General features: G+C 55.9%; 22 protein-coding genes. 7 read left to right on the top strand and 15 right to left on the bottom strand.

The genetic code is table 11. The annotated features are described in order from the left end of the window. Positions 1-330: 330 nt before the first annotated feature. The 6 genes from ACODS1_RS17490 to ACODS1_RS17465 form a co-directional block, all read right to left on the bottom strand. Entirely contained in the window at positions 331-855 is a 525-nt protein-coding gene (locus ACODS1_RS17490) for a S26 family signal peptidase (RefSeq protein WP_489086663.1), read from the bottom strand. Continuing rightward, a complete protein-coding gene (locus ACODS1_RS17485) occupies positions 852-1,094 on the bottom strand; it encodes a hypothetical protein (protein ID WP_489086662.1) in 243 nt (80 codons plus the stop codon). The genes ACODS1_RS17490 and ACODS1_RS17485 overlap by 4 nt, the downstream gene beginning before the upstream one ends. Then, positions 1,091-1,729: a ParA family partition ATPase gene (gene parA, locus ACODS1_RS17480; RefSeq protein ID WP_112211611.1), complete on the bottom strand. Its 639-nt coding sequence runs from the start codon at positions 1,727-1,729 to the stop codon at positions 1,091-1,093. The genes ACODS1_RS17485 and parA overlap by 4 nt, the downstream gene beginning before the upstream one ends. A gap of 244 nt (positions 1,730-1,973) precedes the next feature. After that, on the bottom strand, positions 1,974-2,801 hold the full coding sequence (locus tag ACODS1_RS17475; RefSeq protein WP_489086661.1) for a replication initiator protein A: 828 nt from the start codon (positions 2,799-2,801) through the stop codon (positions 1,974-1,976). Between the two features lie 11 nt (positions 2,802-2,812). Next, positions 2,813-3,094 (bottom strand): helix-turn-helix transcriptional regulator, encoded by a 282-nt coding sequence (locus ACODS1_RS17470; RefSeq protein ID WP_219852245.1) that lies wholly within the window; start codon positions 3,092-3,094, stop codon positions 2,813-2,815. 595 nt (positions 3,095-3,689) lie between these two features. After that, positions 3,690-4,202, bottom strand: coding sequence for an antirestriction protein ArdA (locus ACODS1_RS17465; RefSeq protein WP_489086660.1), 513 nt, complete (start codon positions 4,200-4,202; stop codon positions 3,690-3,692). Between the two features lie 840 nt (positions 4,203-5,042). On the opposite strand from ACODS1_RS17465, the gene ACODS1_RS17460 reads away from it, so the two are divergent. Both ACODS1_RS17460 and ACODS1_RS17455 read left to right on the top strand, forming a co-directional pair. Next, positions 5,043-6,323, top strand: a complete 1,281-nt coding sequence (locus ACODS1_RS17460; protein ID WP_489086659.1) for a DUF4238 domain-containing protein — start codon at positions 5,043-5,045, stop codon at positions 6,321-6,323. 232 nt (positions 6,324-6,555) lie between these two features. After that, positions 6,556-7,368 (top strand): NYN domain-containing protein, encoded by an 813-nt coding sequence (locus tag ACODS1_RS17455; protein WP_489086658.1) that lies wholly within the window; start codon positions 6,556-6,558, stop codon positions 7,366-7,368. Between the two features lie 135 nt (positions 7,369-7,503). On the opposite strand, the gene ACODS1_RS17450 is transcribed toward ACODS1_RS17455, so the two are convergent. From ACODS1_RS17450 to ACODS1_RS17410, 9 genes are all read right to left on the bottom strand, one after another. Further along, a complete protein-coding gene (locus ACODS1_RS17450; protein ID WP_489086657.1) occupies positions 7,504-8,454 on the bottom strand; it encodes a bifunctional GNAT family N-acetyltransferase/nucleoside diphosphate kinase regulator in 951 nt (316 codons plus the stop codon). 186 nt (positions 8,455-8,640) lie between these two features. Continuing rightward, positions 8,641-9,363 (bottom strand): Imm52 family immunity protein, encoded by a 723-nt coding sequence (locus ACODS1_RS17445; protein ID WP_489086656.1) that lies wholly within the window; start codon positions 9,361-9,363, stop codon positions 8,641-8,643. Between the two features lie 9 nt (positions 9,364-9,372). Continuing rightward, complete coding sequence (locus ACODS1_RS17440) at positions 9,373-9,855, bottom strand: restriction endonuclease fold toxin 5 domain-containing protein (protein WP_489086655.1); 483 nt, start codon at positions 9,853-9,855, stop codon at positions 9,373-9,375. A 337-nt stretch (positions 9,856-10,192) separates the two neighbouring features. Further along, positions 10,193-10,555 carry a hypothetical protein gene (locus ACODS1_RS17435; RefSeq protein WP_489086654.1) on the bottom strand — a complete coding sequence of 121 codons (363 nt, stop codon included), beginning with the start codon at positions 10,553-10,555 and terminating at the stop codon, positions 10,193-10,195. Further along, complete coding sequence (locus tag ACODS1_RS17430; protein ID WP_489086653.1) at positions 10,548-11,078, bottom strand: DUF4123 domain-containing protein; 531 nt, start codon at positions 11,076-11,078, stop codon at positions 10,548-10,550. The genes ACODS1_RS17435 and ACODS1_RS17430 overlap by 8 nt, the downstream gene beginning before the upstream one ends. After that, positions 11,075-11,482: a PAAR domain-containing protein gene (locus ACODS1_RS17425; protein WP_396465749.1), complete on the bottom strand. Its 408-nt coding sequence runs from the start codon at positions 11,480-11,482 to the stop codon at positions 11,075-11,077. The genes ACODS1_RS17430 and ACODS1_RS17425 overlap by 4 nt, the downstream gene beginning before the upstream one ends. A gap of 294 nt (positions 11,483-11,776) precedes the next feature. Then, on the bottom strand, positions 11,777-12,283 hold the full coding sequence (radC, locus tag ACODS1_RS17420; protein WP_489086652.1) for a RadC family protein: 507 nt from the start codon (positions 12,281-12,283) through the stop codon (positions 11,777-11,779). 491 nt (positions 12,284-12,774) lie between these two features. Beyond that, positions 12,775-13,122 carry a LasR-specific antiactivator QslA gene (locus ACODS1_RS17415; protein WP_489086651.1) on the bottom strand — a complete coding sequence of 116 codons (348 nt, stop codon included), beginning with the start codon at positions 13,120-13,122 and terminating at the stop codon, positions 12,775-12,777. Next, complete coding sequence (locus ACODS1_RS17410) at positions 13,119-13,388, bottom strand: hypothetical protein (RefSeq protein ID WP_489086650.1); 270 nt, start codon at positions 13,386-13,388, stop codon at positions 13,119-13,121. Before ACODS1_RS17410 ends, ACODS1_RS17415 begins: the two co-directional genes overlap by 4 nt. Before the next feature lie 632 nt (positions 13,389-14,020). Between ACODS1_RS17410 and dpdE the strand changes: the two genes are divergently transcribed. Genes dpdE through dpdI form a run of 5 tightly spaced genes read left to right on the top strand, consistent with a single transcriptional unit; the run spans position 14,021 to position 24,651 of the window. Next, entirely contained in the window at positions 14,021-17,308 is a 3,288-nt protein-coding gene (dpdE, locus tag ACODS1_RS17405) for a protein DpdE (RefSeq protein ID WP_489086649.1), read from the top strand. Next, positions 17,305-19,899 (top strand): protein DpdF, encoded by a 2,595-nt coding sequence (dpdF, locus tag ACODS1_RS17400; protein ID WP_489086648.1) that lies wholly within the window; start codon positions 17,305-17,307, stop codon positions 19,897-19,899. The genes dpdE and dpdF overlap by 4 nt, the downstream gene beginning before the upstream one ends. Next, positions 19,896-20,846, top strand: a complete 951-nt coding sequence (gene dpdG / locus ACODS1_RS17395; RefSeq protein WP_489086647.1) for a protein DpdG — start codon at positions 19,896-19,898, stop codon at positions 20,844-20,846. The genes dpdF and dpdG overlap by 4 nt, the downstream gene beginning before the upstream one ends. Continuing rightward, positions 20,843-23,944 carry a protein DpdH gene (gene dpdH, locus ACODS1_RS17390; RefSeq protein ID WP_489086646.1) on the top strand — a complete coding sequence of 1,034 codons (3,102 nt, stop codon included), beginning with the start codon at positions 20,843-20,845 and terminating at the stop codon, positions 23,942-23,944. The genes dpdG and dpdH overlap by 4 nt, the downstream gene beginning before the upstream one ends. Then, the gene (dpdI, locus tag ACODS1_RS17385; RefSeq protein WP_489086645.1) at positions 23,935-24,651 is read left to right on the top strand and encodes a protein DpdI; all 717 of its coding nucleotides are present in this window, start codon (positions 23,935-23,937) and stop codon (positions 24,649-24,651) included. Before dpdH ends, dpdI begins: the two co-directional genes overlap by 10 nt. The last annotated feature ends 7 nt before the right edge of the window (positions 24,652-24,658 follow it).

Below are 24,658 nucleotides of genomic sequence, written 5' to 3'. Positions count from 1 at the left end.
ATCGCAGTACGGCGTGTCAGGCACGCTTTTAAGCCCGTGTCACTGTGGGGCGAACACGATTTCGGCACCTGGCGACGTAGGCTCTGTGTCGCCGGCACCCCCCGTGCAGACTGCTTTCTGGGCCAACGAAGTGCCGCCCCCTTTTATCTTGCCCTCCGCTTTTTCCGTGCCTTTGCGCTGCTGAGTTGGGTAATCAGTAGAGGCGGGGCGGTGACTTCCAGAGCACCTGGCTGGTATGTGAGGGACAGCAGTACCTGCAGCCAGGCGGCGCGCGAGTGCGAATATCGAGCGCATACAGTCGGCATACGGGGCGACAGGGAAACGGCCAGCTCATCGACGCGACTCCAGCCACAAGGGCTGCGCTCGACCGATCACTGCGTCGGCAGACACCGGGCCGAAGTAGCGGCTGTCGAACGACGCCGGGTTGCTGCTGAGCAGGAACAGCTCATCGCCAACCAGGCGCCGACAGGTCTGCCGGCTTGGCAGCGCGCGACCCTGTCGATCCCACTTCAAGCGCCTGGCAACAACGACGCCATCGATGCGCACCTGATTGCCCAATATGCACACTCGCTGCGGCGTCATCGCCGCCACGGTCTTCAGCAACGGTACGTTCGCCGGCAGGTAGCCGTGCTGCGCTGCCAGCGACCTTGTCTCCGGCGGCAGATGAACCAGCACTAGGTCGCCCGGCGCCAACGAGTTGGTCGGCGAAATGCGGTACCAACCGACGGGCACGCTGTCGGACGCGTTGTAGACCAGCTGCGGTGGCGACGTTGTGAGCGCTGCCCAACCCAGTGCTGCCAGGCTGCCGGCGAGCAGCGCCAGTGGCCACCGCACGCCGCGAGCACCTAACGTCATGACGTAGCCTCCGGAAACTGCCGCTCCAGCACTTCGCGCAGCATTTCCGCCATGGTCACGCCGCGGTCGAAGGCCGCCAGCTTGATCCGTGTGCGCAGCGCCGGCGTCACGTCCAGCGTCAGCCGGGCGCTGTAGCGCTCGATCTTGCCGCTGTCGACGGCAGCGCCCTGGCGTATCCAGGCTTCGGCCTGCGGATCAGCCAAGGGACGTGCACCGATACCGATGCGTTTACCGCTCATGGCGACCACCTCAGCAGCTCATCGACCAGGCTGCTGACCTCGCGCGCGGCGGCGCTGTCTGGCGCCAGTTCACGCGCCAGACGACCGGCTGCCACGCTCTCGGCGAATACGATGCGCTGGCGTACCTCGGCCTGCATCGCCGGCAGCGGTTGGTCGGCCAAAGCGCCGCGCGCTTCGCGGCCGATCACCGTGGTGCTGACGCGGCGGTTGATGGCAAATGCCGCGCGCAACGTTGGCCTGAACACCTGCGCCTCGCGGATCAGGTTGACCATCTCCGCGCTGGCCCACAGGTCGTAGGGGCTAGGCTGCACCGGGATCAATACGCGATCTGCCGCCAGCAAGGCCGAGCGGGCGAGGGCGGCGATGCGCGGTGGCCCATCGATGATCACATGATCGGCGCGACGAGCCAGCTCCGGGGCTTCCTGGTGCAGCGTCTCGCGTGCCAGGCCGACGGCGCTGAACAATCTCGGCAAACCTTGCTGGCTGCGCCGTTGTGTCCAATCCAGCGCCGAGCCCTGCGGGTCGGCATCGAGCAGGATGACGTTCTGCCCGCGCAGGGCCAGTTCGCCGGCGATATGGGTGGCCAGGGTGGTCTTGCCCACCCCTCCTTTCTGGTTGAGCAGGGCGACGATCATGGCCGGTTCCCCCCGGCAAGACCGCCCTGATCAGCATCTGTCCACACACAGACGCTGCCCCAATAACAAGTTAGAGCTTTTAAGTTAGTTAAGTTAAGGGGAGCTGAAAGGCCCGCCAGTCGTAGCCTGCAGCGCAGTTCGTGCGCCTGATAGCACGATGGGGATGCGCCTGATAGCACGAGCCCGGTTGCGCCTGATAGCACGACTGCATTCACAGCTTTTCCGCAAGTTATCCCCGTGCCGTTTACGGCACGCGCCGGAAGGCAAGCAACTCGGTCGATGGGGGCAGGTGAACGACCTCCAGGCGATACCCTGGAAGTGGCTGCCGGGCGACCAGAGCGCGCACATCCAAAGCAAAGTCCGAATAGCGCGCAGAGCTGCCGGATTTGCGGTACAGGTGGCGAAAGTCGAACTGCCAGCCGTCCTCCTGCTTGCCGCCGTGCTTTCGCACTAGGCGGTACAGCCAGCGCTCGATGCCGCCGGTGAGGCGGAAGTAGGCCGGGTCGATGGTCAGCACCAGCGCCTGATCCAGTACGCCGCTGTAGAACCAGTCCGGCAGGATCAGCTCGATGCCCAGTGGCCGGCCATCCGCCGCGGCCAGTTCCTTCCACTCGTTGATCCAGGAGAAACGGTGCAAGCGTCGGCCAGTGGTCTCTCGGATCGAGGTGGCCACGCTGGTCGACTGCAGCCGATCCATCGCCGCCTTCAGGCGCTGGTAGTCGCGCAGCGAGGTGCCGCGGCCGATGAAGCGCAGGATCTGGTAGGGCGTTGCACGCATCAGCCGCGAAGTGGGGATGCCCGCATCGCGCGCCTCGACAAGCTGGCTGGCCGCCCAGATCAGGATGTCGGCATCCCAGATTGTGGCGATGCCATGCTCCAGCGTGCCTTCCACGCGTACTCTGACCTCGCCTGAACGAAAGTCGATGGGTACGGTGCGCCGCGACTTGGCCAGCGAGAAGAACGGATGCGCCATCAGATCCTGGGCGTCGCGTGGCGCCATATCCCCCGGCAGGGCGCGGAACAGATCCAGTTGCTTGTTCTGCGGAGGCGAATCGAGGTGCTGACGACTCATGAGCGAAGGTTTCATTGATCATCACGCTGTGCTCCCGGGTGGCGGTCGATGTACTCGGGATCGAAGGTGGTCTCGAAACTGCGTTCACCGGCCCAGGCTTCTAGATCGGTAAGCGCGTACATCACCCGTCGGCCGAACTTGTGGAAGCGTGGCCCGCCGCCGATCACCCGCTGCTTCTCCAGCGTGCGCGGCGACAGCCGCAGGAAGGCCGCAGCTTCGTTGTTGGTGAGATAGCGAGGGGCAGGGCTGGCCTGTGGTGTTTGTGCCTCGCCAGCGGCCTCAACGGGCCGCATGGCATGCGTCGTCGGCCCGGCCTTGCGGTGCCGCGGGGCATCGAGATCGATGCGACGCGAGTGATGGGAAAGATTGGTTGAGTGCGACATGGTGTGTCCTCCGTTGACGTGGGAGGTGCACCGTGCGGCAGCCGTCGCGTTCGATCATGCCAGGTTGAGTCTGGGCGAATACGCAGGCAGGAGGGGCGAGGATTGATACCGGAAAGGTCTGGACGCTGACCGAGTACGCCCATCTACGCGCGTCACCGGCCATGGTGCCCAAGCACGCCAAGCTCCGCATGCGTAGCCCCACGGATATGCGGATCTGCGGCTTTCCACAAAACCGGAAAACCGCGACGGCGGATTTCTGTAAATCCGTAAAACGTAAATCCGCTTCCCCACAAATCCGTAAATACGTGGATACGGGTCTACGGATTTGGGCAAAACCGTAAGACCGTAATGGTCTCAATCAACTGGCAGCATAACGTGGTTGTTCCAGGCTGATCGCCGGGGGTGCGCACCCGTGCATCAGCCTTCCGGGCGGGGCGCGCGGGTGGCCGGCAGGACAGGGGCGCAAAAAACAAGGCACCGGGTCTCCCCGGTGTCTTCCGCTGGGTTAGCGATTCCAGAACACATGCACCTGCTCGAAGCCGGTCTCCAAAGTGAACACGTCGCCGCTGTATTCCATGTCACGGGCCATGGCGCTGTAATCGATATACATCGCCAGGTGGGGCGGAATGCTGGTGGTTTCCTCGGTCAACTCCTGGGCGTAGTCGGCCAGCGAGCTGTAGCAGCCGCAATAGTCTTCCTCGGCCGCCTTGCGCGCCTGCTCCAGGTCGTTGAAGTGAGCGAGTAGAGCGCCGCCGAACTCTGGGTACTCCTCGATGAAACACGCAATCTCATGGGTATTCTCGAGGCCCTCGTATTCGCCGAGGCGGTAGCCGTCGAAGCCCTCGAAGTCGTGGATGGCGTATTCCTCCGCACCCTCGACCGGCGAGGCCGCCAGCATGGCACTGACCTGCGCCTGGATGTCGTCCAGCTCGAGGGTGGCATCGATCCAGACGCCATGCAGATGACCGGCGTTGTAGGCGGCCAGGTCGGCAACGTAGATCCTGATTTCTTCGCTCATGGCTTTCGCTCCTTCGTCTTCAGGGTTCTGCGCTTGCGCTGCGCATGAACCCCTGCCGACTAGGGCGACTAAGGCGGTCGTGAAAAAATCAGGAAAAATCGCGGAGGCTCCATCCAGCGTAGCGGCCGGGTGGAAACCGTCTATTTTTCTTGATTTTGAGGGGGCAAGAACCCCTATTCTTGGGGGGGTAGACGTCACCATCGGCTGGTGGCTGCATCCAAAACTACCTGGCACTTACTCGGCGAGGCGAAATGCCGCGGCCATTCAAGTTGCCGGGAGTATCTATCTGGCAACCCCTGGCCAGAAGGTTGGGTTGATGCTAACCCCAGGCTATTAGACCAGCGTCAGTTGTTGAACAGGGGGCTAATAGCCCAACTCGACGAGTGTGGTATCCAGTGGACTGACAATGTGGAAGTGCTCCCTATTCCGCTAGTCCATCACCGCAGCGGATCTTCCTATCCGCTCCTGACCGTAAGCGAATGCCGTGTTGGACACTCGCGGCCGCAGCCGGCGACAGGGGTTGCCGAGCAGATTTTGAAGGGTTAAGAGCAGGTCATTGCTCCGCAGGCCTCGCAGATCAAGCTGCTGCAGTTGAAGATTTCCCTGTTCACCGAGGCGCGTGATGTTCTGCTAAAACGAGTCGAAGCACTCAGCAAATACACCCACATCGAGGATATTGAAGCGACGGACAAGATTATAACGGCAGATGCGTAGCGTTTGCTGGCGCATGTCGAGCAGGAAGCCAGCAACTTGCGCCAATAAGTGGAGCAGGCTGCATTGAAACGCGGAACTAATTTAGATTGTCCCTAGGAAAGCTAAACGAGTTGGTAAGGAACCATGATGGCAAAAAATTTTACTAAGAGAAATCACTATATACCGCAGTGGTATCAGAAGAGATTTTTCGAGAATAAAGGTCAGACGTATTTCTATTATCTAGATCTTGATCCTGGTGTAATAGTGCATAACGAAAAATACAAGTCACTTCGCGATCCAATAAAAAAATACGGGACGAATAGGGCATTCAAGCAGGATCATCTCTATACGACCTATTTCGAAGAAAAGGCCTCGGACATGATTGAGAGAGTCTTCTTCGGAAAGATAGATAAGCGTGGCGAAATGGCGCTTCCGTTATTCAGTGCTTTCACGCCTTCGGCGGAAACTAAAAACCACTTCCTGCCTTTCGTTAGGTATTTATGCGCGCAACTGTTTAGAACGCCAAAAATGCTTGAGATTTTCTCGAAGACGTCAGATCGAAACTTTAATATAGTCGCAATGTTGATGGCAAGGGAGCTGTATCTTCATAACTGGGTGTCTAGCATTTGGGAAGTGGTTTCTTGTGAGAATAGTGCTACAAAGTTCATAATTTCCGATGCGCCGGTAACCACCTACAATCGTAAGGTATTTCCTGCTTCAAAAGATGTATTAAAAGCCGGTCATGCTGTTATTGGTAGAGTGGGTACCCGGACTTTGTTTCCGTTGAGTTTGGATAAATGTCTTATCATCAGTCCTGCAGAGCTGATAATGAAGCCGAAGGGAGATCCTTTAAGAATGGAGGATCATATTAATTATTATAAGGAGGCGATGTTCAATATTAAAAACATAATCCATGGTCGACAAATTGATGAGGCGGAAGTTTTGGCAATAAACTTCATCTTGAAGACTCAGTCAAAAAAATACATTGCTTCTACGCGGCTCGACTGGCTTTATCCGGAAAAACATATGTCTTCTACAGTTTGGAGTAATCTGGGTGATGATTTCTTTCTACAGCCTGATCCGAGGTCAGTGGATATTAATGAGCTCCTGCGTCTAGTCTCGCAACCTGCCGCAATCAAGCAGGCTGCAAACAGCAGGAAAGCAGATTACAGAAAGGCTAATCTCATCAGAAGTTTCAAAGAGTCACTCAGTCGCTGGGAGTCTCATAAGTCCAAATCCAGCCAATCTGAGGATATCTATAGTCTATCGGCTTTGCGAGCCAAGCAGGCGGACTATTTTGTGCGTATTACTTATGAGGATGACCTCATGAAGTTGCTCGCCAAGCTTAAGCTAACTCTGAAGGAGGGGGGGCGCTTTCTTAGACACTCTCCAAACTCTGGATCTGGCCGTGCAGGCGTTCGGCTATGACGTGACCGCCCGGGACGGCAGCACTTGGTATCAATCGTCCGTTTTGATAGTTGTGAGAGAAAATCACTGCAGCGGCATTCGATAAGGCAGTTTGCCTGGTGATTGTGGTTCTAGCAAAGCTCCAGCCTTGCTGGTGGCACGTACCTAGAGTTACCAATGTAATCGCTGATTGCCGTGCCGGCAGTAGCCGTGATGCTATTGGCTCAACTGGGATCATTCGATAGGAGCAAGGATGGGAGTTTTCACGCCGGCAGGAGAAACGCGTGTAGCTGTTTTGGTGGATTGCGACAACGTATCGCCCGAGATTCTGGAGCACGCCTTGCGTGTGGTCGCCCAGTTCGGCCGCGTCGTCCTTAGACGGGGGTATGGCAATCACGGCACCCTGGCCAACAAGTGGCAGGAGGCGCTCGTTCGACTAGCTTTCACGCCATGCCTGCAGTACCAGTATGCAGCCGGTAAGAATACTTCCGACATCGCCTTGGCTCTTGATGCAATGGAAGCGCTCTTCGATCACCGTGCGGATACGTTCTGCCTGGTAACCAGTGACTCCGATTTCGCCTACCTGTGCCGCAAGCTTAGAGAACGTGGCGCTACGGTCTGCATCGTCGGTGAACCCAAGACCCCCGACGCACTGCGCAACGCCAGCGACCAGTTCTTTGAATGGCGCCGAGAGGAACACTCCCAAGAGTCTGTTGCAGAGCATGCCGAGAAGCCTGCGGCCAAGGCTGAGTCGAACTGCAAGCAGGAAACCACTAAGCCTGAACCCGGCAAGCCAGTCGTCAAGCGGCGACCAAGGTTTGTAGTGGATGCCGTGTCTCTGCTTGCAGGCGGAACCAGCGAAGGCAAGGTCACCCTGAGCGCACTTGGGCAGTATCTCAAACGTACCGATCCGGCATTTTCGCCAAACGCCTACGGCCACTCTGGTCTACTCGACATGATCAGAACCTACGACCTGCTGCACCTGATCCAAGAGAACGGCGGGCACTGGACTGTGGGGCTGGCAGCCAAGGAAGAGGAGCCGGCTGAACACCCCACACACGCCTGAAATGGGGCTCAGCCCCATTGATTGATAGCAAACCGCGCTAAGCGCGCGTAGCTCAGGAGGGGGCTCCTGTGGCCGAAGTAGTCGCGGCTGTGCAGGGCTTATACTTGATTGGCGAGCGCCGAGCTAAAGGCGCAACTATAGGTGGAAATTACCCGCTGCCTCCGGCTGGTAGAGCACTTTCCTGATCTTGATCCGTCGGGTTCGATCTGAAATCCGCCAGTCGATGGTGTCTCCCTCTTGGTACCCCAGGATGGCGGCGCCGATGTCTGAACATATGGAGTGCTTCCCAGCACTGCTGTCTGCGTCGTCAGGGTAGACCAAGGCTACTTCAATCTCTTCATCATCCAACTGCAACAAGGCCCTGGAGTTCATCGTGATGACGTTGTGCGGCACCTGCTGCGGTTCGACCACAACGGCTCGCTCAAGCTCATGTTCGAGCTCGACAATGGCCGGGCCTTCCTCGAGCGTGATAAGGCTCTCGAGCCTGGCCTTGTCGATTTCAGTGACGTGAATTCCCGTGGTGTCGCCAACGGCACCTTCGCGCAAGAACTGTCGATAGCGCCCCATCGTCATGGAAAACGACTTCAGTGTCGGTGTTTCGCTCTCAAGCACAAATCCGCTGCGCTCAAAAGCTTTCAGGGAGCGCACGTTGTCCGGGTGGATTTTGGCGATGAGCTTCTCGGCTCGCATGTCGAGGAAGGCTAGTTTCATGCCTTCGCGAATCGTGCGGGCGCCAAGGTTACGGCCCCATTTGACGCTGTCACCGATGACCAGGACGATCTCGCAGTCCGGGCCGGTCTTGATGAGGCGGACAAAACCCACCGGTTCATCATGCCGGTCATAGGCCATGAAGAACCGGCCACCCCGGTTGAATAGATGGGTCAGGATTGGCAATTGCGTCCGATCGAGGGCTTGTTCGATGGAGCGGGAAACATGACGGGAGTCACTCAGATAACAAGTGACACGCTCATCCTCCAACCAATCCATCAACGTCAGCGCGTGTGCTCGAGTAATCTCAGGGCACAGCGAAATGAAAGGCTTGTTCATCTTCACCATACTCAAATGCAAAGGATGAAAGCCCTTCATGGCTTGGCCATGACGGTTCTTTCGGCAACCCGATAATTTAAGCCATAACGCGACTAAAGCCGAGGTTTACATCAGCTGCTGACTGCTTCCGAGGCTAGGAATGCTTGTATGCCTGAAATGGGGCTCAGCCCCATTGATTGATAGCAACTCAAGCTAAGCGCGCGTAGCTCAGGATGTTGGCCGACGTCAGTTGTTAAACAACGGTAGATAGCCCAGTTCGACGAGCTTTGTGTCCAGCGTACCGACAATGCGGAAGTGCTCTTTATTGCGTTCATCCATAGCCTGAGCACTGCTTACCAGAATCGTGCCGCGACTTGGTATGTCGATCAGCTCATCTGCATCTGAAAAATCGCCGGGATTTAGCAGGTGTGGGCAGAAACCAATCCAGCCGATGGTTTGACGGTCGGAGAAGGTCTGGCCATCCAGGTAGTACCTTCCGGGAGCGATTACACCCCAATCGATTTCCGGCCAGATGGATAGCGCTAAGCGAAGCATTTCCACCAACACCGGACGTGGGTTCTCAAGAGCTGAGACCAGCGCTCCGGCATCTTCGAAATCCATGCTGGAGATGGATTCCATATCGTGTGCGTCGTAGCTGAAGGCCAGGCCTCCCTGCAGCGGATCTTCCTGTCCATTCCACACGGCTACCGACAGCCATGTTGGATACTCGGCGTCGAAACTTGCTGCGGCAGCCTCGGACAACGCTTGCGGAGAGCTCAATACGTCATGGCTCAACGCGTCCTGAACAGAGGCTCCTTGCAGATACCATTTGCCAAGAAGCGGATGTAACTGGCCCAACGTACCCAGGTAGCGGTGTATGCGCTCCAACTGCTCCTCATGGGGCACCGCAGCGATCGCGCTTTTGTTGAAGCGCATCTTGAATACAAAGGAACGGAAAAAATTTGCCATGCTGGTTCCTCAGGCAATCAGATCGGGATTATCCCGGTAGTAGTCGTCGAATTCGCGTTGCTCACGCTCACGGTGTTCCTGATATTCGTCGTGCTCAGGGGTGTTCGGCATGGGATTCCAGAAGGCTGTTAGATTGGTCAGCCCCAGACGGCGATACTGGCTGGAGCAGTGCTCGTAGACGATGCGCTGTAGAAAGTGCCACTCGACTCTGACGGGGGGCGTCGGTCTTGCCTTGGCCGAGTGGCGGCGTGCTGGATCTACAAGAACTGCTTTGACCGGCGCCCATGGCTTTGGAACACCCAGCAAAGGAACGAACATGAACGCATAGTTGGCCTTGGCTTCAAGCAGAGTGCAGCGCGGTTCCTCGAATCCGTCCCACCAGGTTTCGCTCCATCGCCATTCGTAAGGCGGAGGAAATCCGGTTACCCAGGCCTGGTATCGCGCAGACAGATCCGACATGGAATGCCCTTTGCCGTTATTGGCCACCGCCATGGTGCCCTCTGTGGGAGCGCAATCAATGCACTCGTCGTCTTGTTCTGCATCACAGGTTCGTGTTCGATCCTCTGCCTTGTCAGCAGTGCGCGTTTGCGGCAGTACCTGAGGCTGCGGAATCGGGCGTGGAGCAGGGCGAGCTCCCGATTGGGGAAGTGTCTCTGGCATAGGGCGAGGGGAGGGGCGAGCTGTAGGCATTGGAAGTCGAGGAGCCGGTGGGCGGGCTAAAGGCATACCCGGCCCGAACCGAGGTGTTGCGCGAAGGCCCATAGTTGCACCGGGACTGCCCAGTGCGCTTCCTGCAGCGGTGATCAAACCCATATCAGACGACTCCTTGTCAGTTCCACGTGATGTTCTTGAGCTTCCAGACGAACGTCATGACGCTCTGATAGTCCTTGAAACGCTGCTCAGGCGAGTCGGCGACTGAACGTTTCATCCAGGACACGAACGCATCATCTTTGTGAAAACCAGGGAACATGAGCCCGTAACGCATGAAATCCTCGATGACCTGAGGGGCGGTAATGCCAAACCCCTCGGCGTGCCGCCGATATCCGGCTAGGTAGCTGGTTCCTCCTGTCAGGCCATGACGAGCAAACCAATCCGGATCTTGCGCTCGTACCTCCAGTAGCAACTTTTCGATGGTTTCGTCGCGGCGCACTGCATCAAGCTGCGCGACTTGCTCGCTCGACAGTTCAAGCATGCTGCCCCCCTTGCATATCTGCATCCAAAGGGAGGTAGCGGGACTCGAGCGGCTGCCATACCAGCCAATGCTCGATAGGTCGCATCATTTGTTGGCGCTGCTCCTTGCTCAGCACGCAATCAAGTGCCCGCCGAACGACCGGATTGTAATAACGGAAGAGTGATTTCCTGCCGTCGGGAAGCCTGGTGAACAAAAGCGAACCAAGATGCTGGGACAGCGCCTCGAAGCTCTTGGTGCTCATTAGCCATGAAACCATGGGTTCTTTGCGGTCTCGGTTTATGAGCCAGTGCTGTAAGTCGCTGCGCTCGTCCAACTGCACAAGGGCCGGGCCACCTTGCTTGATTGCATCCAGCTCTGTGCCCGCCAACAGCCATTGCCAACGGCCAGAGGCCTGAACTAACCGGGACTCCAAGGTCAGGTAGCGGGCTCCGTCGACCAGTGCGAAAAGCTTGAGCTCCGGATTATCTGCAAGACGAGTACGCCACTCGTCTTCGATACTGCGAAAACCGGCTGCCCCATTCATCTCCGGACTCCGAGTGATTCCAAAGGTACGAATGTCTGGTTACGACTGGCAGCAAGAAGTAGGCAGGGTAGGCAAATCTTTGGAACCATGGGCACAGCAAGCGGTGCCGTGAAGGCAGCAGCCGCATGTGTATTACCGATGATTACGGTTCCCGACCCACCGACTACAACATTCCCGTGATTGCCTGTGCTGCCTAGAGTTGCGACAGGTAATCCGTCAATAAACACATTGGCAACAAGGTTGCCCACCAGCGTTGAGCCGCAGGCAGTGGGGTCGCCTTGGCGGGCGGCTGGCAAACCATCGAATAGCACATCTGGGGAGCCAGAAACGATTGGATTAGTGCCGTGTCCAGGAATGGGGCAGGCAGTTGGATCCGTAACTCGTGCTGCTGGTTTTCCACTCATCTTGCAGATCCTTGCATGAGCGCAATTTCGCTTGAGGAGGATGGCCAGAGGGCGGTGGGCTGGCTGGCTCTTTTAAGAAGCCTGAACGCGACCCACACTGACCAGATTTCGCGCAGGACATTAGCAAGAATGTGTTGTGCAAAACTTTGCGCATATGGCGTCTAGCCCTCGTATTGAAAGGGCTTGCGGCGAGTGTAAGAAATTATGTCTTTCGGGAGCGGGTTTCCAATGAGGAAGAGCCGGCTGCACACGAGTGGTAAGGCACAGCAAAAAAGGGGGCTCAGCCCCCTTGGTTCATAGCAACCCAAGCTCGGCGAAAGATACGGTGCGTTGGCCAGCCACGATGATGTGATCCAGCGAGCGGACATCGACCAGCGCTAAGGCCTCTCTCAAGCGCTGTGTGAGCACCTTGTCAGCCTGGCTTGGCTCTGGATTTCCGCTTGGATGGTTGTGCGCGAAGATCACTGCAGCTGCATTCAGGCGCAGCGCTTCCTTGACCACCTCGCGTGGGTACACAGATGCACTGCCGATGCTGCCGCGGAACATTTCGACGTACTGGATCAGGCGATGCTTGGCATCCAGAAACAGCGCTGCGAAAACCTCGTGTTCAAAGCCACCCAGCTTCGCGATCAGGTACTCCTTGACCAGCTCCGCAGACGTGAAGGCTGAGCCTCGCTGAACCTTCTGATCGATCACTTTGCGAGCCGCGTCCAGGATCTGTTCTGCAGTGGCAGGCAGATAGCGACCTTGCTCGTCGCGAATCATCAGGGAAGCGTCAAAGGCGAGAGAAAGCTGCGACATGATCATGCTCCAGTTGCTCGGGCGAAATTGCCCGGAACCGGCCCAGCACGGCGCTGCGCAGCAGTCAGGGGGCGTTAGACGGCCCCGCCGCAAATGCGCGAAGCGCGTGCAGCCCTTGACGGCGAGAACGCCGTGATAGGGTGAGAGGAAACAGCAAGACCGCCATTCCACCGATCTCCCAGGCGCCACCAGCAAGCGCAGCGCGCAGGCTCTATCGATACAGCCTAAAACGCCCGGAGGCGTTGTTGGCGAGCAGTAGATCTGCGGATGTGACCTGCATCAACAACGAGACAGGAATGAGGCAGCTCGCCACTTTATAGCCAGTGCCCCATCAAAACGTTTGGCAGATGGCCGCTACCGAAATATTCTCAGGTCTCTGGGCTAACGAAGTGCAAACAGTCAGTACGCTGACCCTGCACTCCGTTAGCTCAGAACCTTCCTTCCTGGTCTGTGTAAACAGGCCACTTCATTGGCATTTGCCATGGCTCAGGTCAGCCCAGACAGCTTGCTCCGGCGAGCGTCAGGGTCTTTCTGTGGCTAAAGCAATCACCCGCGGTATAGATCTCGGCCTGCTCACCGCAGCGAAGGTGCGAGCAAATACGCTGGTGGATACGGCTCAGGAAACCCACTTCAAAAGCTCGCCTTTCAATAGCGCAGGGCAGCAGATCGCGCTCTGCGATCATCACTGCCCATAGCCATCCACTGCGGGCGTTGTCGAGCCAGGTCTGTGCCAGCTTCACGCCCTGGTCGAATGCCTCTCTGCAATCGGCAGCCCAGGTGATCTCCATACCAGGATGGCCGTCGTTAGGTGGAAGGCAGGTCATCACACCCTTGCTCATCTGGCACCTCCTCGAACGTCAGAGAGGGCGCGGCGATAGAGCACGACCATTTCATCGAGCAGAGCCAGCGCTGAGTAAGCAGCGATGCGCACGCGCAGATCCGCCGGTTGCAAGCCTTCAGGTTCAGCCAGTTGATCGAGCAGATTGCCGAGCATCACACCGCGCAGTTCAGCTGCAGCTTCAGAGGGTAGGGGAGAGCGTTCGGATTCATGCAGCGGGCTTCGCTGCAGCGGAAAAGTTACAACGCAGGATTCGAACTCAGCCATGGCGCACCTCCGGATTAGAGGTGGACAGCAAGACCTGAAGCCCAAGGCGGAGCTCTCGGGTAAAAAAGGGGTAGCGCATTCCTTATGCTCCTCGGACAGTGAGAGGAACCACCAACACCGTTTCGACTCGGTAATGGTGGCGAACCGTACGGGGGTCGAAATACCGGCGTCCGAGGGAACCGGCCAGGCAAAAGCCTGCCCCGCACGGCCCGCCATAGAAATGCAGTAGCTGGGTAAAAGGTACCTGCTACACAGCTATGAACGCTGCCGCGCCTCAGACAAAGCGGGTTTCGACTCCCGGCCGCGGGACTTACCACGACGGGCGCACTCTAGCCCGAGGGTTTCAGGATGGCAACCTACTGTGGCGTAGTTGGGGTGCGCCTCAGTGGTCGAGGTAGACGATCAGGATAGGTTCCGACCATACTGGCAGAAAAACATCGCCTGCAGCTTTCTTTAGATCGATCAGTGGATGAGATTTGATACTGCGCTGTCCTGTGAGTGGCATGGGGCTTGTTGGATATCCGCTCCGATTGGAGAGCAGCACCTCATGGTGCGACTGTCAGGGAACATCGGCAGCTAGGGAAGTGCCAAAGCCACTTCTCCTGCTCTGGTTTACAGACGCAAGAGGCATCATGTTCTGTTTAGTGAAGGATTCCGAAAGAGATGGCCTGTGTAAGCTTGTGCGCAGTGAGGGCGCGCGAGCCTTGGTTGAATATTTCGATTACCCAGGGCGCGATGGCCGGTGCCGTACGGAGGTCCCGTTTTCTTCAATCAGGCCCAAGCGATTGGGACGTAACACCCGAGTCTTAACCTACGACGAATTGAGCGACCAGTGGCGTATCGGGCGGGTGCGTGAGGACGACGGGGAGGGCCTCGAGGTCCGCTTGGCTGACAAGGTTGATGTATATCTCGGCTACGATCAGGTTTTCGTCCGATGGAAGCACCCGATTCAGGATCCAGTTGACTTCCTCGGCAACTTCGTTACCGAAACCCCACTCTTCGCGGAGGCGCGTTCCGGGTTTTTACGGAATTATCTTGATCAACGAGGTAGTGCATTTGGCATTTCTGCCCTGCTTTCGTCTTCTATTGAATTGGAGTCGCACCAAGTCGATGTTATTCGGCGCGTTTTGACCGATCACTCCCAGCGTTATTTGCTTGCGGACGAGGTCGGCCTGGGCAAGACCATCGAGGCAGGAGTCATCATCCGTCAAGCTGTGCTCGACGATTTAGGTAACCATCGGGTACTCGTGCTGGTCCCGCATGCTCTGGTGACCCAATGGCGGGATGAGTTGATCGTTCGCTTTGGGCTTAGTGAATTCATCGACATCTCGGTATTCGTTCTGGCGCAGGAAGACAATGAGCACTTGCGCAAAGTGCTGCCAAATCTATCTATGCTTGTCATCGACGAAGCGCATCACTTGGCCGATCCTCGCGCGAGCGATACTACGCAAGACTTGTACCGTCTAATAAGCGACGTGGCGCAGCGTACCGATCGCTTGCTACTGCTATCGGCGACGCCCATTTTGCGCAACGAGTCAGGCTTCCTCCGTATGTTGCATCTGCTGGATCCAGTGGTTTACCCGCTAGATGACCTAGAGAGCTTTCATGCCAAAATCGTTAATCGGCAGGCCCTCGCTGAAGCGGTTGCTGCCTTAGATCCAAGCAATTCATTCTTCATGGATGGCGTGCTTGATGATTTGATCGAGCGCATTCCGGATGACTCGCGCTTGGTTCAATTAGTAGGCGCACTCAAGGAGAAGTTACTAGAGTTGCCGGAGGAGGATGATCCGGAATTTTGCGCAACTGTACGGTATCTGCGAGCCCATATTTCCGAGACTTATCGTCTCAATCGTCGCATTCTGCGCAACCGACGAAGCCAAGTTGGGGGGCTAACTCCCGAGCGCAAAGGAGTACAAGTCTGGAAGGTCGGGGATTCGCCCATGGCGCGTCTCGAATCAGTTCTAGAGGACTGGCGTGTAAGTGCCTCTTTGTCGATCTATCAACAAGATAACGTTGCCGCGCGGACGCTGGGAGCGTTCTATTGGAGCGCGGTTTGTACTCTTTTGGAAGATCTAGGCGCGCTTCGTCAACTTTGCTTGGAACGCCAACGTAGCATCGGGATCGATTCGATCACGTCTTTTGTTGGAGAGGAAGGTCTTCTTGATGCGGTCGTTCATGCGATTGACAACGATGAGTGGATGGCGACTCGTCTCGATCAATTGTATATAGGGGTGCGATCGCTGCCGGAGTCGACTAAGGCAGTGGTTTTCTGCACCAATGAAACCGTAGCTGACAAAGTCTTCGCTCACCTAAAGAGCAACAGAATCTACGCGATTCGACACAAGATTGAGGAATCTCCTGCATGGGATAATGGGTCTAATTGGCAAGGATTTCTAACTGACCCCGCGATTCGAGTCATTGTCTGCGACCGCCATGCAGAAGAGGGCATCAACCTGCAAGGCGGGAACAAGGTCTTGGTGCATTTTGACCTCCCGTTACAGCCCAATCGAATCGAGCAGCGTATGGGGCGTGTTGACCGCTATGGTGCTGGCAGTTCGGTTCAGTCATACGTATTGCTCAATGAACGTGCTCCTATACAAGCAGCGTGGTTTGGAATTCTCGACCAGGGATGGGGCATCTTCAATCAGTCTATTTCCAGCCTGCAGTATTTGGTTGAGTCAGAGCTAAGTGATTTGAAGAGTGCAATGATCCATGGCGGCGTAGAAGCACTTGACGCGCTTCGCGAGCGATTGGCCGGTCCCTCGGGCTTAGTTGCTCGTGAACTCAAACTGATTGACCAGCAAGACGCACTGGATCAGTTGTCACCTGTGCCTGAAGCGGAGTTGGACGAACTCTTCGAAGTCGATTCGGATTGGAGGACCATACGGGACACAATGATGTATTGGATTGAGGACACCCTTCTGTTCCGCAAGGTAGTAGAACAGAGTCGGCCCGGTACACAGCCTGTGGATGAACCATTCCGATTTCATTATTTCTCGCCGGATGGCGACAATAACACTCCAACCCTCATTCCTTCGTCAGGGTTCATCGGCGACTTTTTAGGTGCCATTGACTTTGATGCGCCTGGCAGTCGTTCGACTCGGCCGCAATCCTATCCATACATTGTGCACCGCCCCACTGCAGTGAGACGAAAGGTTCGTCCGCTACGTTACGGTACAGAGTTCATTGAGGCCATCAAATCGTTTTCTGAGATGGACGACCGAGGTCGCAGTTATGCGATGTGGCGGCAAGTGTTCGATCACTTCCCGTCTTCAGAAATCCGGCTCTGCTTCCGTTTCGACTTTGTGATCGAATCTTGCTTGAACGAAGCAGTCACAATTTTGAGTGCCGACCAAGGCCAGTCGAGCCAAGCGGCACGTATTGTGCTGGCGAGACGCGGAGACTCCTTATTTGGCCCAACAGTGATGCAAGTCTGGGTGGACGAGGACGGCGATGAACTGACGCAAGATTTCATTGAGCGCTTTTTGATGCCTGAGTACGCAAAAAGGGGCGGGAGCGGTTACATCGACAAGAATCTTGAGACTCCTTACTTTCGTGCTTTTCGGAGGATGGCGCCAGATACTTTCGCCAACTGGAAGGAGCGTTGCGAACGGATGCGTGACCGCGCGCTTGCTATCGTGAGGGCCAGGCCCGAATTGAAAGGGCGGCAGCATCGCGCGCTTGAGCGGGCGCTGGCTGAAGACGAAATTCGCTATGCCCAGTTGCAGGCTCGCATCCAGTCTTTACATGGTAGGGAGGCAGAAGCAGAGGCGCGCCAACTCAAGCTTGAGCAGGCACTTAACGAAGCACTTCACCGCGGCATAATGTCACCTTCGGTGAAGGTCGACGTCGCAGGCGTGGTTTTCCTCACCAGCGAACCTGTATCAATCATCCAGCGCCACGTTCAGGAAGACGCATGAGTTTCGGTTTCGATGAGTTGCAGGCTGTCCTCGCGGCCTGGCCGAATGTTGATGCTTGGCCGGAGAAGATAGATGACAGCCTGCTGGACCGGATCTGCCAAGTACTGGATGCGGCGCAAGCCCAGCGCGATAATGCATCATGGCACGCTGACTTGCAGCCTTTGTTACGACAACTTTTGCTCCGAACCAGCAACGGCGTCGGCAAAATTATGAGGCTACGTGTGCCTGCCGGTCAGGGGTGGCCTGATCGTGCGAGTTGGGCCATCCATGGGATGGATGCGATAGAGGCGGGGTCCTCTGCCTATCTGCTGGCAGCTCGTGAGTGGCATCCCGAGTGGCTTGGTAGTGGGGAGCGTGGTGTCTTCGCGGATGCATTTTCCGATGTGAGAGTGCGCCAGGATATGGAATGCGAGGCTGACCCTTTCATTCGTGATTCCACGGGTTTCACCAACTATTCTTCCCCTGGGCAACGAGAGGCGGTCCGCGCGGCCTTCCTGATTCCCGAAGGCGATACCCTGATAGTCAACTTGCCTACGGGCTCTGGAAAGAGTCTGGTTGGGCAGGCACCGGCCTTAGTTAACAAAGAGGATGGTCATCTAACCATTTTCGTCGTGCCCACAGTCGCCCTTGCCCTCGATCAAGCTCGTGCTATGGGAAAGCTATTCCGGAGTAATGGTCTTTCCCGATCAGATTGGCCTTTGGCCTGGCACGGCGGCTTATCGCAAGAACAGCGTGCCGCGATTAGGCAGCGCTTGCGTAATGGTACCCAGCGCATTCTTTTCACCTCACCAGAAGCGCTCACTACCTCCTTGCTTCGTGCCGTGTCGGATGCTGCTACATCAGGCATGCTTCGATATTTCGTAATTGATGAAGCTCACCTCGTCACCCAGTGGGGAGACGAGTTCCGCCCGTCCTTTCAGGCCTTGGCAGGGCTGCGCCACAGCCTGCTTCGTTTATCGCCGCATGGTTTTCGTACCTTGCTAATGAGTGCCACTTTCACGGAGGAAACAGTGGACACTTTGGCGAGCCTATTCGGCCCATCTGAACGGGTGCAAATGGTATCGGCGGTGCATCTTCGCCCAGAACCTCAATATTGGTTCTACAAGGCTTCTTCGCCGCAGGAAAAACAAGAACGCGTACTGGAGTCGCTGCGCTATGCGCCGCGGCCATTTATTCTTTACGTTACGAAACGCGAGGAAGTTGCGCAGTGGAACACCATGCTTCGTTGCAGTGGTGGTCTGCGCCGCATTGCTACATTCGACGGCGGAACGCCTGACCGCGAGCGGAAGCGCATCATTGAGGAATGGGCTGCAAATCGCCTCGACGGTATCGTCGCGACCTCTGCTTTTGGTGTCGGCCTCGACAAAAGTGATGTGCGCACGGTAATCCATGCGACGATTCCGGAGACCCTGGACCGTTATTATCAAGAGGTGGGTCGCGGTGGCCGTGATGGCAAGTCGTCGGTTAGCTTGCTTTTATTCGACGATAGCGACTGGATTTTTCCGGAACGACTCGCAAGACCCAAGATTATTTCCTATGAGCTCGGCTTCAGTCGTTGGAAGGCGATGTACCAGTCACGCCAACCAACCGGTGATGAGGCGTTATGGGAAATCAATATTGACGCCGTGCGCGAAGGGTTGCCAGGGGGAAGCGAATACAACGTTAACTGGAATATGCGTACCCTCATCCTAATGGCGCGTGCTGGCCTCATAGCCCTCGACCTTGAGGTCAAGTGTGAAGATCAGGGCGCGGACCCAGGCGAGGATGCTTCGTCGATGCTAGCGGCCATGGCTAATGTGCGCGTGCGCATTCACAACGACGGCCATCAGATTCCTGAGGTCTGGGAAAGCTTGGTCACTGCCTCGCGTAACAATACGCTAGTGGCGGCTGAGCGGAACTTGCAAATGATGCGGCAACTGCTGCCGCAGTCCAGTGGGTTGGATCAGCAGATCGGCCAAGAGGTGGGCGCCACACTTGCGCAGTTGTATCGCATTCGGTCGGAGCGATGGCCGGTACAGGTTTCGCAGGTTTGCGGTGGCTGTCCGCGAGATCGCTTCGGCACTGAGAACAGTAGGCACTTTAGTGAACCTGTAGTAGTGCCGGTTAATCGTGTCTTACCATCGTCAGCATGCGAATGGCTGGATAAGTTTCCTTGGGTAGATTTTGCTTTTGCATATGTCTTCTATGATGAAAGCCGGCCTAGGCAGCAAATCCGTGATTCAATTCTGCAGTTCGCAGGTTGGCTGGTTCAATCGTGTGGGGTGCGCGAATTGGCAACTGAACCCACCTCGGATCTAGTGAGTCACTTCGAATGGAGTCGCTTATACCAGCGAGTGCGAGGCCGGATATTGCTGCAGCGGTCTCTTCAGGATTTCGATCTCGAACCTTATTCGCCTTTAGCTCGTTTGACGGTGCTTGAGCCTGACTCGCCCCCTAAAGTCGTCTGGGATATCCAAGTTCTACGGCGGCCTTTCCATATTGTTCTATTGCCTCTCGGCATGTTGGATCCCGACAACCCTTCACGTCGCCTCGCCGATGTAAGCCCGAATGCTCTGCATCTGGGCAACCTTACTCAAGTGATAAGTCAATGAGCATTCTTAACCGAGAAAATGACGGTCTTCATCCGATAGTCTTGACTCTGGCCAGATGTGTCGCCCGAGAAAAAGTCATTTCTCGCGACGAGTTGATTAGCATCTGTGTCCCGCATGCAAGTTCTGGAACGGAAGCCGAAAAAAACTCCGACAAGGGGAAAGCCAAGGCGCTGGCATCTCGGGCGCGTGCTACGTTGGCCCGCTGGGTAGCACTTGGACTGTTCATCGAGAACGATGACCAAGTTCGTTTGAACGTTGACCTGGCGCGGGGCGAGTCAGTTGATGAGTTTGCCGAGCGCTTGCCCGCCATTTGCCGAAGGCTTGCGTTGCATCAACAGCACGCCCTACCACTATGGCCCGCGGACGGCAGCGTTTCGGAAGAGGACGTTGGGCGCACTGCCGATTTTTGCCGAGGTTTGGCTTGGTGCTTGGCTCAGGATATCTACACGCTACCAAGCACGCATGGTGAAATCGAGAGTTTGATCAAGTCTCAGGTGCAAGTGGGGCGATTCATTTTTCTGAACGACACACGTTGGGCAGGGTTCCGATCTTGGGCGAGATTCCTTGGCTTTGCCACTGGAGAAGACTCCAGTTTTTTCTGCGACCCAACAGTGGCGGTGCGCACAGAGTTGAAAGAGGTGATTCAGAAGGACGAGACGGTGCTCGCAGTTGAGTTCGTTTCGCGCCTGGCTGCACGGTTACCTGTGCTGGATTTTGGTGATTATCGTCTCGAGGTAGAACAGGTGTTGAAGTCTGAGACGTGGGCCGCACCCGCTGCCAGTCACTTGTCAACAGCGCTCTCATTCGCTTTGCGGCGTTTACAGTTGCAGGGAGTGATCAGCCTAGTGGTATTAGCCGATGCTGGTTCAAAACTCACCCTTGTAGGTCAAGGTGGGCGTGCCTGGGAAAGCTTTACCCATGTTCGTCTACTGAGGGACGCTTCATGAGTCTGTTGAGTTATTGGCCTACTGATGGAGAAGTTAATCTCTGCATCAACCACGAAGCTGAAGGTGCGCACGATGCTGTCCTGTTGGCGGTACACCAACCTTCGCCTCTAAGTTACCGGCTGATCTCTTCGGGAAAGAGTATTGAGGCTAGCGAGGATGACCTCTTCAAGTACCTAATGACGAAAGATGTGCCATCCGGTTCTCATGTGGTGCCCATCACCGGCGCATCGGGTGTCGGCAAGTCACATATGGTACGCATGCTGGCGGCTCAGCTGCAAAATGCGAACGAAGATGGTCGCTACGTCATTATCCGTATTCCAAAGAGTGCCAGCCTGCGGCGGGTGGTAGAACTGATCCTGACTGAGTTGCCAGGTGAAGATTACGCATCAGTTAAGGCGGAGTTTGCTAAGGCGTTTACAGAAGAAATCAATATCGCAACTGCAGTTATTAGATTTCAAGGGCAGTTAGATATTGCGCTGGGCGAATTGGCGAATGAATTGCACGCTCAGCTTAAAGCTAATCCTAGTAATATGCTGCTGAAGGAACGTGTCGGACACGCAAGAGCGCTGCCTAAGTTTATGGGAGATCCAGAGTTAGTCGACTATTTTCGCAGCAAAGTATTCCCCAAAATCGTCAAGCGCGCCATTGCAGGACAAAGTCAGGCCGAGCAGGAGGTGCAGGTCGAAGATTTTCAGGCCGACGACTTCCTTCTTCCGGACTCAATCGATATCACTAAGGCTGCATTAACGACTCAATCGTACTATGTTCGTACCCTTCAGTTGCGCGAAGGCGAGGGTAGACGCGTTGCTGCACGACTACTCAATGAGAGCAAGGTTGTCGACCAAGCTATTCGCCAGTTATTTAGCCTGCATCAATCTCTAGGTGGTATGACATTGCAAGAGGTCATCCTTGAGATTCGCCGTTTACTGCTCCAACAGGAGCGTGAGTTGGTGATTTTTGTGGAGGACTTTAAGGCGCTGACCGGCATTCAAGACACACTGCTCAATGTACTAATCCAGGAGGGCGTGCGTGACGGCGTCAGGGAACTTGCAACGATGCGATCAGTTATAGCCGTTACTGACGGCTATTTAGCAGGCCAAGACACGATCGCTACCCGCGCGAAACGCGAGTGGATTGTGGAAAGCCAACTGTCCAGTCCCGAAGAAGTCTTTCGGCGAACCAAGGCACTGGTGGCTTCGTACTTAAACGCAGCGCGCTGGGGTTACCATAATTTGGTGCGCCACTTCGAGATGAATGGTGGTTTAAGTGGCCGGCAAGGTGCATGGATTGAGCCGTATGCCACTCCTGATGACACCAGTGACATCGATGTGTTGACTGCTTTTGGGAAGGAAAATGAGATTCCACTATTCCCATACACCGAGCAAGCCGTCGAACAGTTGGCTCGGTCTGCGCTTACCAGAAATAATACCCTAGTGTTCACGCCACGCTTCATTATTGATAATGTTCTGCGTAGCGTACTTTTGCCTGGTCGCCCCGCTTTTGAGCGTGGGCAATTTCCACCGCCGGATATTGATGCGCCGGGGACGAATGCGGAAGTCTCACAATGGTTGTCTTCGCTTCCAGTGTCGGAAGATATGCGAGAGCGATACCGGCGCCTTGTGGCGATCTGGGGTAATGCTCCGCGTACACCAGCGGATATTGGCCATATTCCGAAGGAGGTATTTGATGCCTTTAAGTTGGATCGGCCAAATATTCAATTCACCCCTAAACCCATTCCTCAACAAATTCCGACAGACAAGCCTAGTCAGTTGCCTACTGACTCACCGCCCGGACCGGACGACGCCTACCTGATCGAGGCTCTCGAGAAGTGGGTGCAGAATGGGGAGCGCCTTAACCAGACAGTGGCTAATCAAATTCGACAATCGATCGCGTCAGCTATCACTGAGCGAATTGACTGGTCGGCTGAGTGCACTATCAAATCGCCAATCAAGGCCAAACAGATATCAATTCCGAATGCTGGTGGGGAGGGCAACCTTGATTCTGACGCAATCAAGGTGGCAGATGATCATTCCGACCCGACCGGACAATTGCGCTCGGAACTGGCAGCGGTGGTTCGTTTAATTCACCTAAATGGCGGCAAGGTAAATTACGCAGGCAGCGATGATGATTTGGTCTGGATCGGTAATCTTACGGATCGACTGATGCCACAGGCATTAGCGCTCTTGCGCGCTAGCATGCGGCAGAAACTCGGCATGGCAGTACGATTGCTATCTACAAATAGCCGAATTCTCGGTCTTATAGAGCGCTACCGTACACCGGCCAGCCTTGCTGCATTTCTATTCGGATCTCAGAATATTTCCGAGCGCCCTCCTGAATCGGCACCTGCTGAATTTATTGAATGGCGCGGCTTGCAGGAGCAGGCATTACGGATACGCCCTGACTTGATCCAGCTTGTTGCATCCTACTGCGGCAGTTTCCAAGGCTCTGGCAGGACTTCCTATGCTATGGACATGGTGCGGGTGGCGGATTGCTTGCTGCCAGAGGGCGAAACGACGAATTTACACTCCCTCGACTTGGTTTCCACTGAGTTGAGGCAGGCGCTGGCGATAATGAGCGAAGCGCGTGTAAAGCTTCTGGTGCGCAAAGTGTGGCAGGGAGCGGGCAACATTCGAACCAAATTGACTGCAGAGCTTGGCGACAACTTCGACAAACAAGAAATTGCAGAGGAACTCAGGGCGCTCGCAGAGCAGTTAAAGTCTTCCGCCGTATGGAGTATGGACGAGATCGGTATTGGCCACGTGGCTTTTAGAAATTTGTGTGAGGAGTTTCGAAGAGGAGCTTTGCGAGAATCCCTATCCATGCTTGCAAACTCTGGTGAAGAGGAAGAGAAGTTGAGCGACGACCAGTTGGTCAGTCGCATGGGGCGATTTGATATCTATCCGCTCATCGTGGCGTCGCGGTTCGTCGAGGTGGCGCGTAAAGTGGTGCGCGCCTCGGATAAGCGCGCCAAGGGTCTAGAGGAACAATTTCAGGGTGTTAGCCCTAAGGAGCAGGCCAGCGAGATCCTCGGATTGTTCGAACGCCTCATGAGTGAAATGGATGCCCTGGTGGTGGAAGGAGAAGGTGCATGCTCTTAAACGATGCAAGGAGTGCTCGCGAGAGTTTGAGGCTCGCTGAAAATGCCAGTAGCGACATTGAGGAGGCTGAGGCTTTAGCGGCCAAACGAAGCGAACTGCAGGAACTTGAAGGCCGGGTTGCAACCCTAGCAAGTCGGAATGCCTTGCTCCGGGAGCAAGGTGTTCTGCTCACACCAGTTCCGGGCATCGACAAGACGAAGCAATTGATAAGCCAGATCAGCGCCCGTTTTGCCGAGTCCCAAAGGTCTGACACTTTGGTGGATAAGCAGCGCTGGAGCAGATTGATATCGATGCTCACCGAGTTCAGCGCCACGGCAGAGACTCTGCAGAAGCAGGACTGGAAAGACTACTTCAGCAGAAAACTATTTGGTGGTGTCCCTCCTGAACAACGAAAGCAGACCATCCTGCAGGCTCTACCAGAGAACCGGAAGGCCTTTGAGCGCTATACGTACCTATATCAACGCTTCAGTCAATACCGCAATATCGTTCCAAGTACTGCCGAGGTTCTGCGTGAGGTGCACGCATTTTCGAACGAGTTGGCGAGCATCCAGTTTGTTGAGAACGACGAGGTTCCAGTACCGGTAAGGGCGTTCTTTAACGCTGTTTCCTCGGGAAGCGGAGCTAGCCTCGACTTCCTGACCCAAGAGGTCATTGAATGGCTACGCACGAACAACATGGTGTCTAACTACGTAGTGCGGGCACGCTAATCGAACG

The sequence above is a fragment of the Pseudomonas sp. FG29 genome (assembly GCF_057809355.1).
Note: the sequence above shows the minus strand (reverse complement) of the source record. Positions and strands in the feature narration are given on the sequence as shown.

Coding starts and splice junctions, on each gene's coding strand:
- ACODS1_RS17490 (WP_489086663.1), bottom strand. CDS start 855: ATGACGTTAGGTGCTCGCGGCGTGCGGTGGCCACTGGCGCTGCTCGCC.
- ACODS1_RS17485 (WP_489086662.1), bottom strand. CDS start 1,094: ATGAGCGGTAAACGCATCGGTATCGGTGCACGTCCCTTGGCTGATCCG.
- parA (WP_112211611.1), bottom strand. CDS start 1,729: ATGATCGTCGCCCTGCTCAACCAGAAAGGAGGGGTGGGCAAGACCACC.
- ACODS1_RS17475 (WP_489086661.1), bottom strand. CDS start 2,801: ATGAGTCGTCAGCACCTCGATTCGCCTCCGCAGAACAAGCAACTGGAT.
- ACODS1_RS17470 (WP_219852245.1), bottom strand. CDS start 3,094: ATGCGGCCCGTTGAGGCCGCTGGCGAGGCACAAACACCACAGGCCAGC.
- ACODS1_RS17465 (WP_489086660.1), bottom strand. CDS start 4,202: ATGAGCGAAGAAATCAGGATCTACGTTGCCGACCTGGCCGCCTACAAC.
- ACODS1_RS17460 (WP_489086659.1), top strand. CDS start 5,043: ATGGCAAAAAATTTTACTAAGAGAAATCACTATATACCGCAGTGGTAT.
- ACODS1_RS17455 (WP_489086658.1), top strand. CDS start 6,556: ATGGGAGTTTTCACGCCGGCAGGAGAAACGCGTGTAGCTGTTTTGGTG.
- ACODS1_RS17450 (WP_489086657.1), bottom strand. CDS start 8,454: ATGAAGGGCTTTCATCCTTTGCATTTGAGTATGGTGAAGATGAACAAG.
- ACODS1_RS17445 (WP_489086656.1), bottom strand. CDS start 9,363: ATGGCAAATTTTTTCCGTTCCTTTGTATTCAAGATGCGCTTCAACAAA.
- ACODS1_RS17440 (WP_489086655.1), bottom strand. CDS start 9,855: ATGGCGGTGGCCAATAACGGCAAAGGGCATTCCATGTCGGATCTGTCT.
- ACODS1_RS17435 (WP_489086654.1), bottom strand. CDS start 10,555: ATGCTTGAACTGTCGAGCGAGCAAGTCGCGCAGCTTGATGCAGTGCGC.
- ACODS1_RS17430 (WP_489086653.1), bottom strand. CDS start 11,078: ATGAATGGGGCAGCCGGTTTTCGCAGTATCGAAGACGAGTGGCGTACT.
- ACODS1_RS17425 (WP_396465749.1), bottom strand. CDS start 11,482: ATGAGTGGAAAACCAGCAGCACGAGTTACGGATCCAACTGCCTGCCCC.
- radC (WP_489086652.1), bottom strand. CDS start 12,283: ATGTCGCAGCTTTCTCTCGCCTTTGACGCTTCCCTGATGATTCGCGAC.
- ACODS1_RS17415 (WP_489086651.1), bottom strand. CDS start 13,122: ATGAGCAAGGGTGTGATGACCTGCCTTCCACCTAACGACGGCCATCCT.
- ACODS1_RS17410 (WP_489086650.1), bottom strand. CDS start 13,388: ATGGCTGAGTTCGAATCCTGCGTTGTAACTTTTCCGCTGCAGCGAAGC.
- dpdE (WP_489086649.1), top strand. CDS start 14,021: ATGTTCTGTTTAGTGAAGGATTCCGAAAGAGATGGCCTGTGTAAGCTT.
- dpdF (WP_489086648.1), top strand. CDS start 17,305: ATGAGTTTCGGTTTCGATGAGTTGCAGGCTGTCCTCGCGGCCTGGCCG.
- dpdG (WP_489086647.1), top strand. CDS start 19,896: ATGAGCATTCTTAACCGAGAAAATGACGGTCTTCATCCGATAGTCTTG.
- dpdH (WP_489086646.1), top strand. CDS start 20,843: ATGAGTCTGTTGAGTTATTGGCCTACTGATGGAGAAGTTAATCTCTGC.
- dpdI (WP_489086645.1), top strand. CDS start 23,935: ATGCTCTTAAACGATGCAAGGAGTGCTCGCGAGAGTTTGAGGCTCGCT.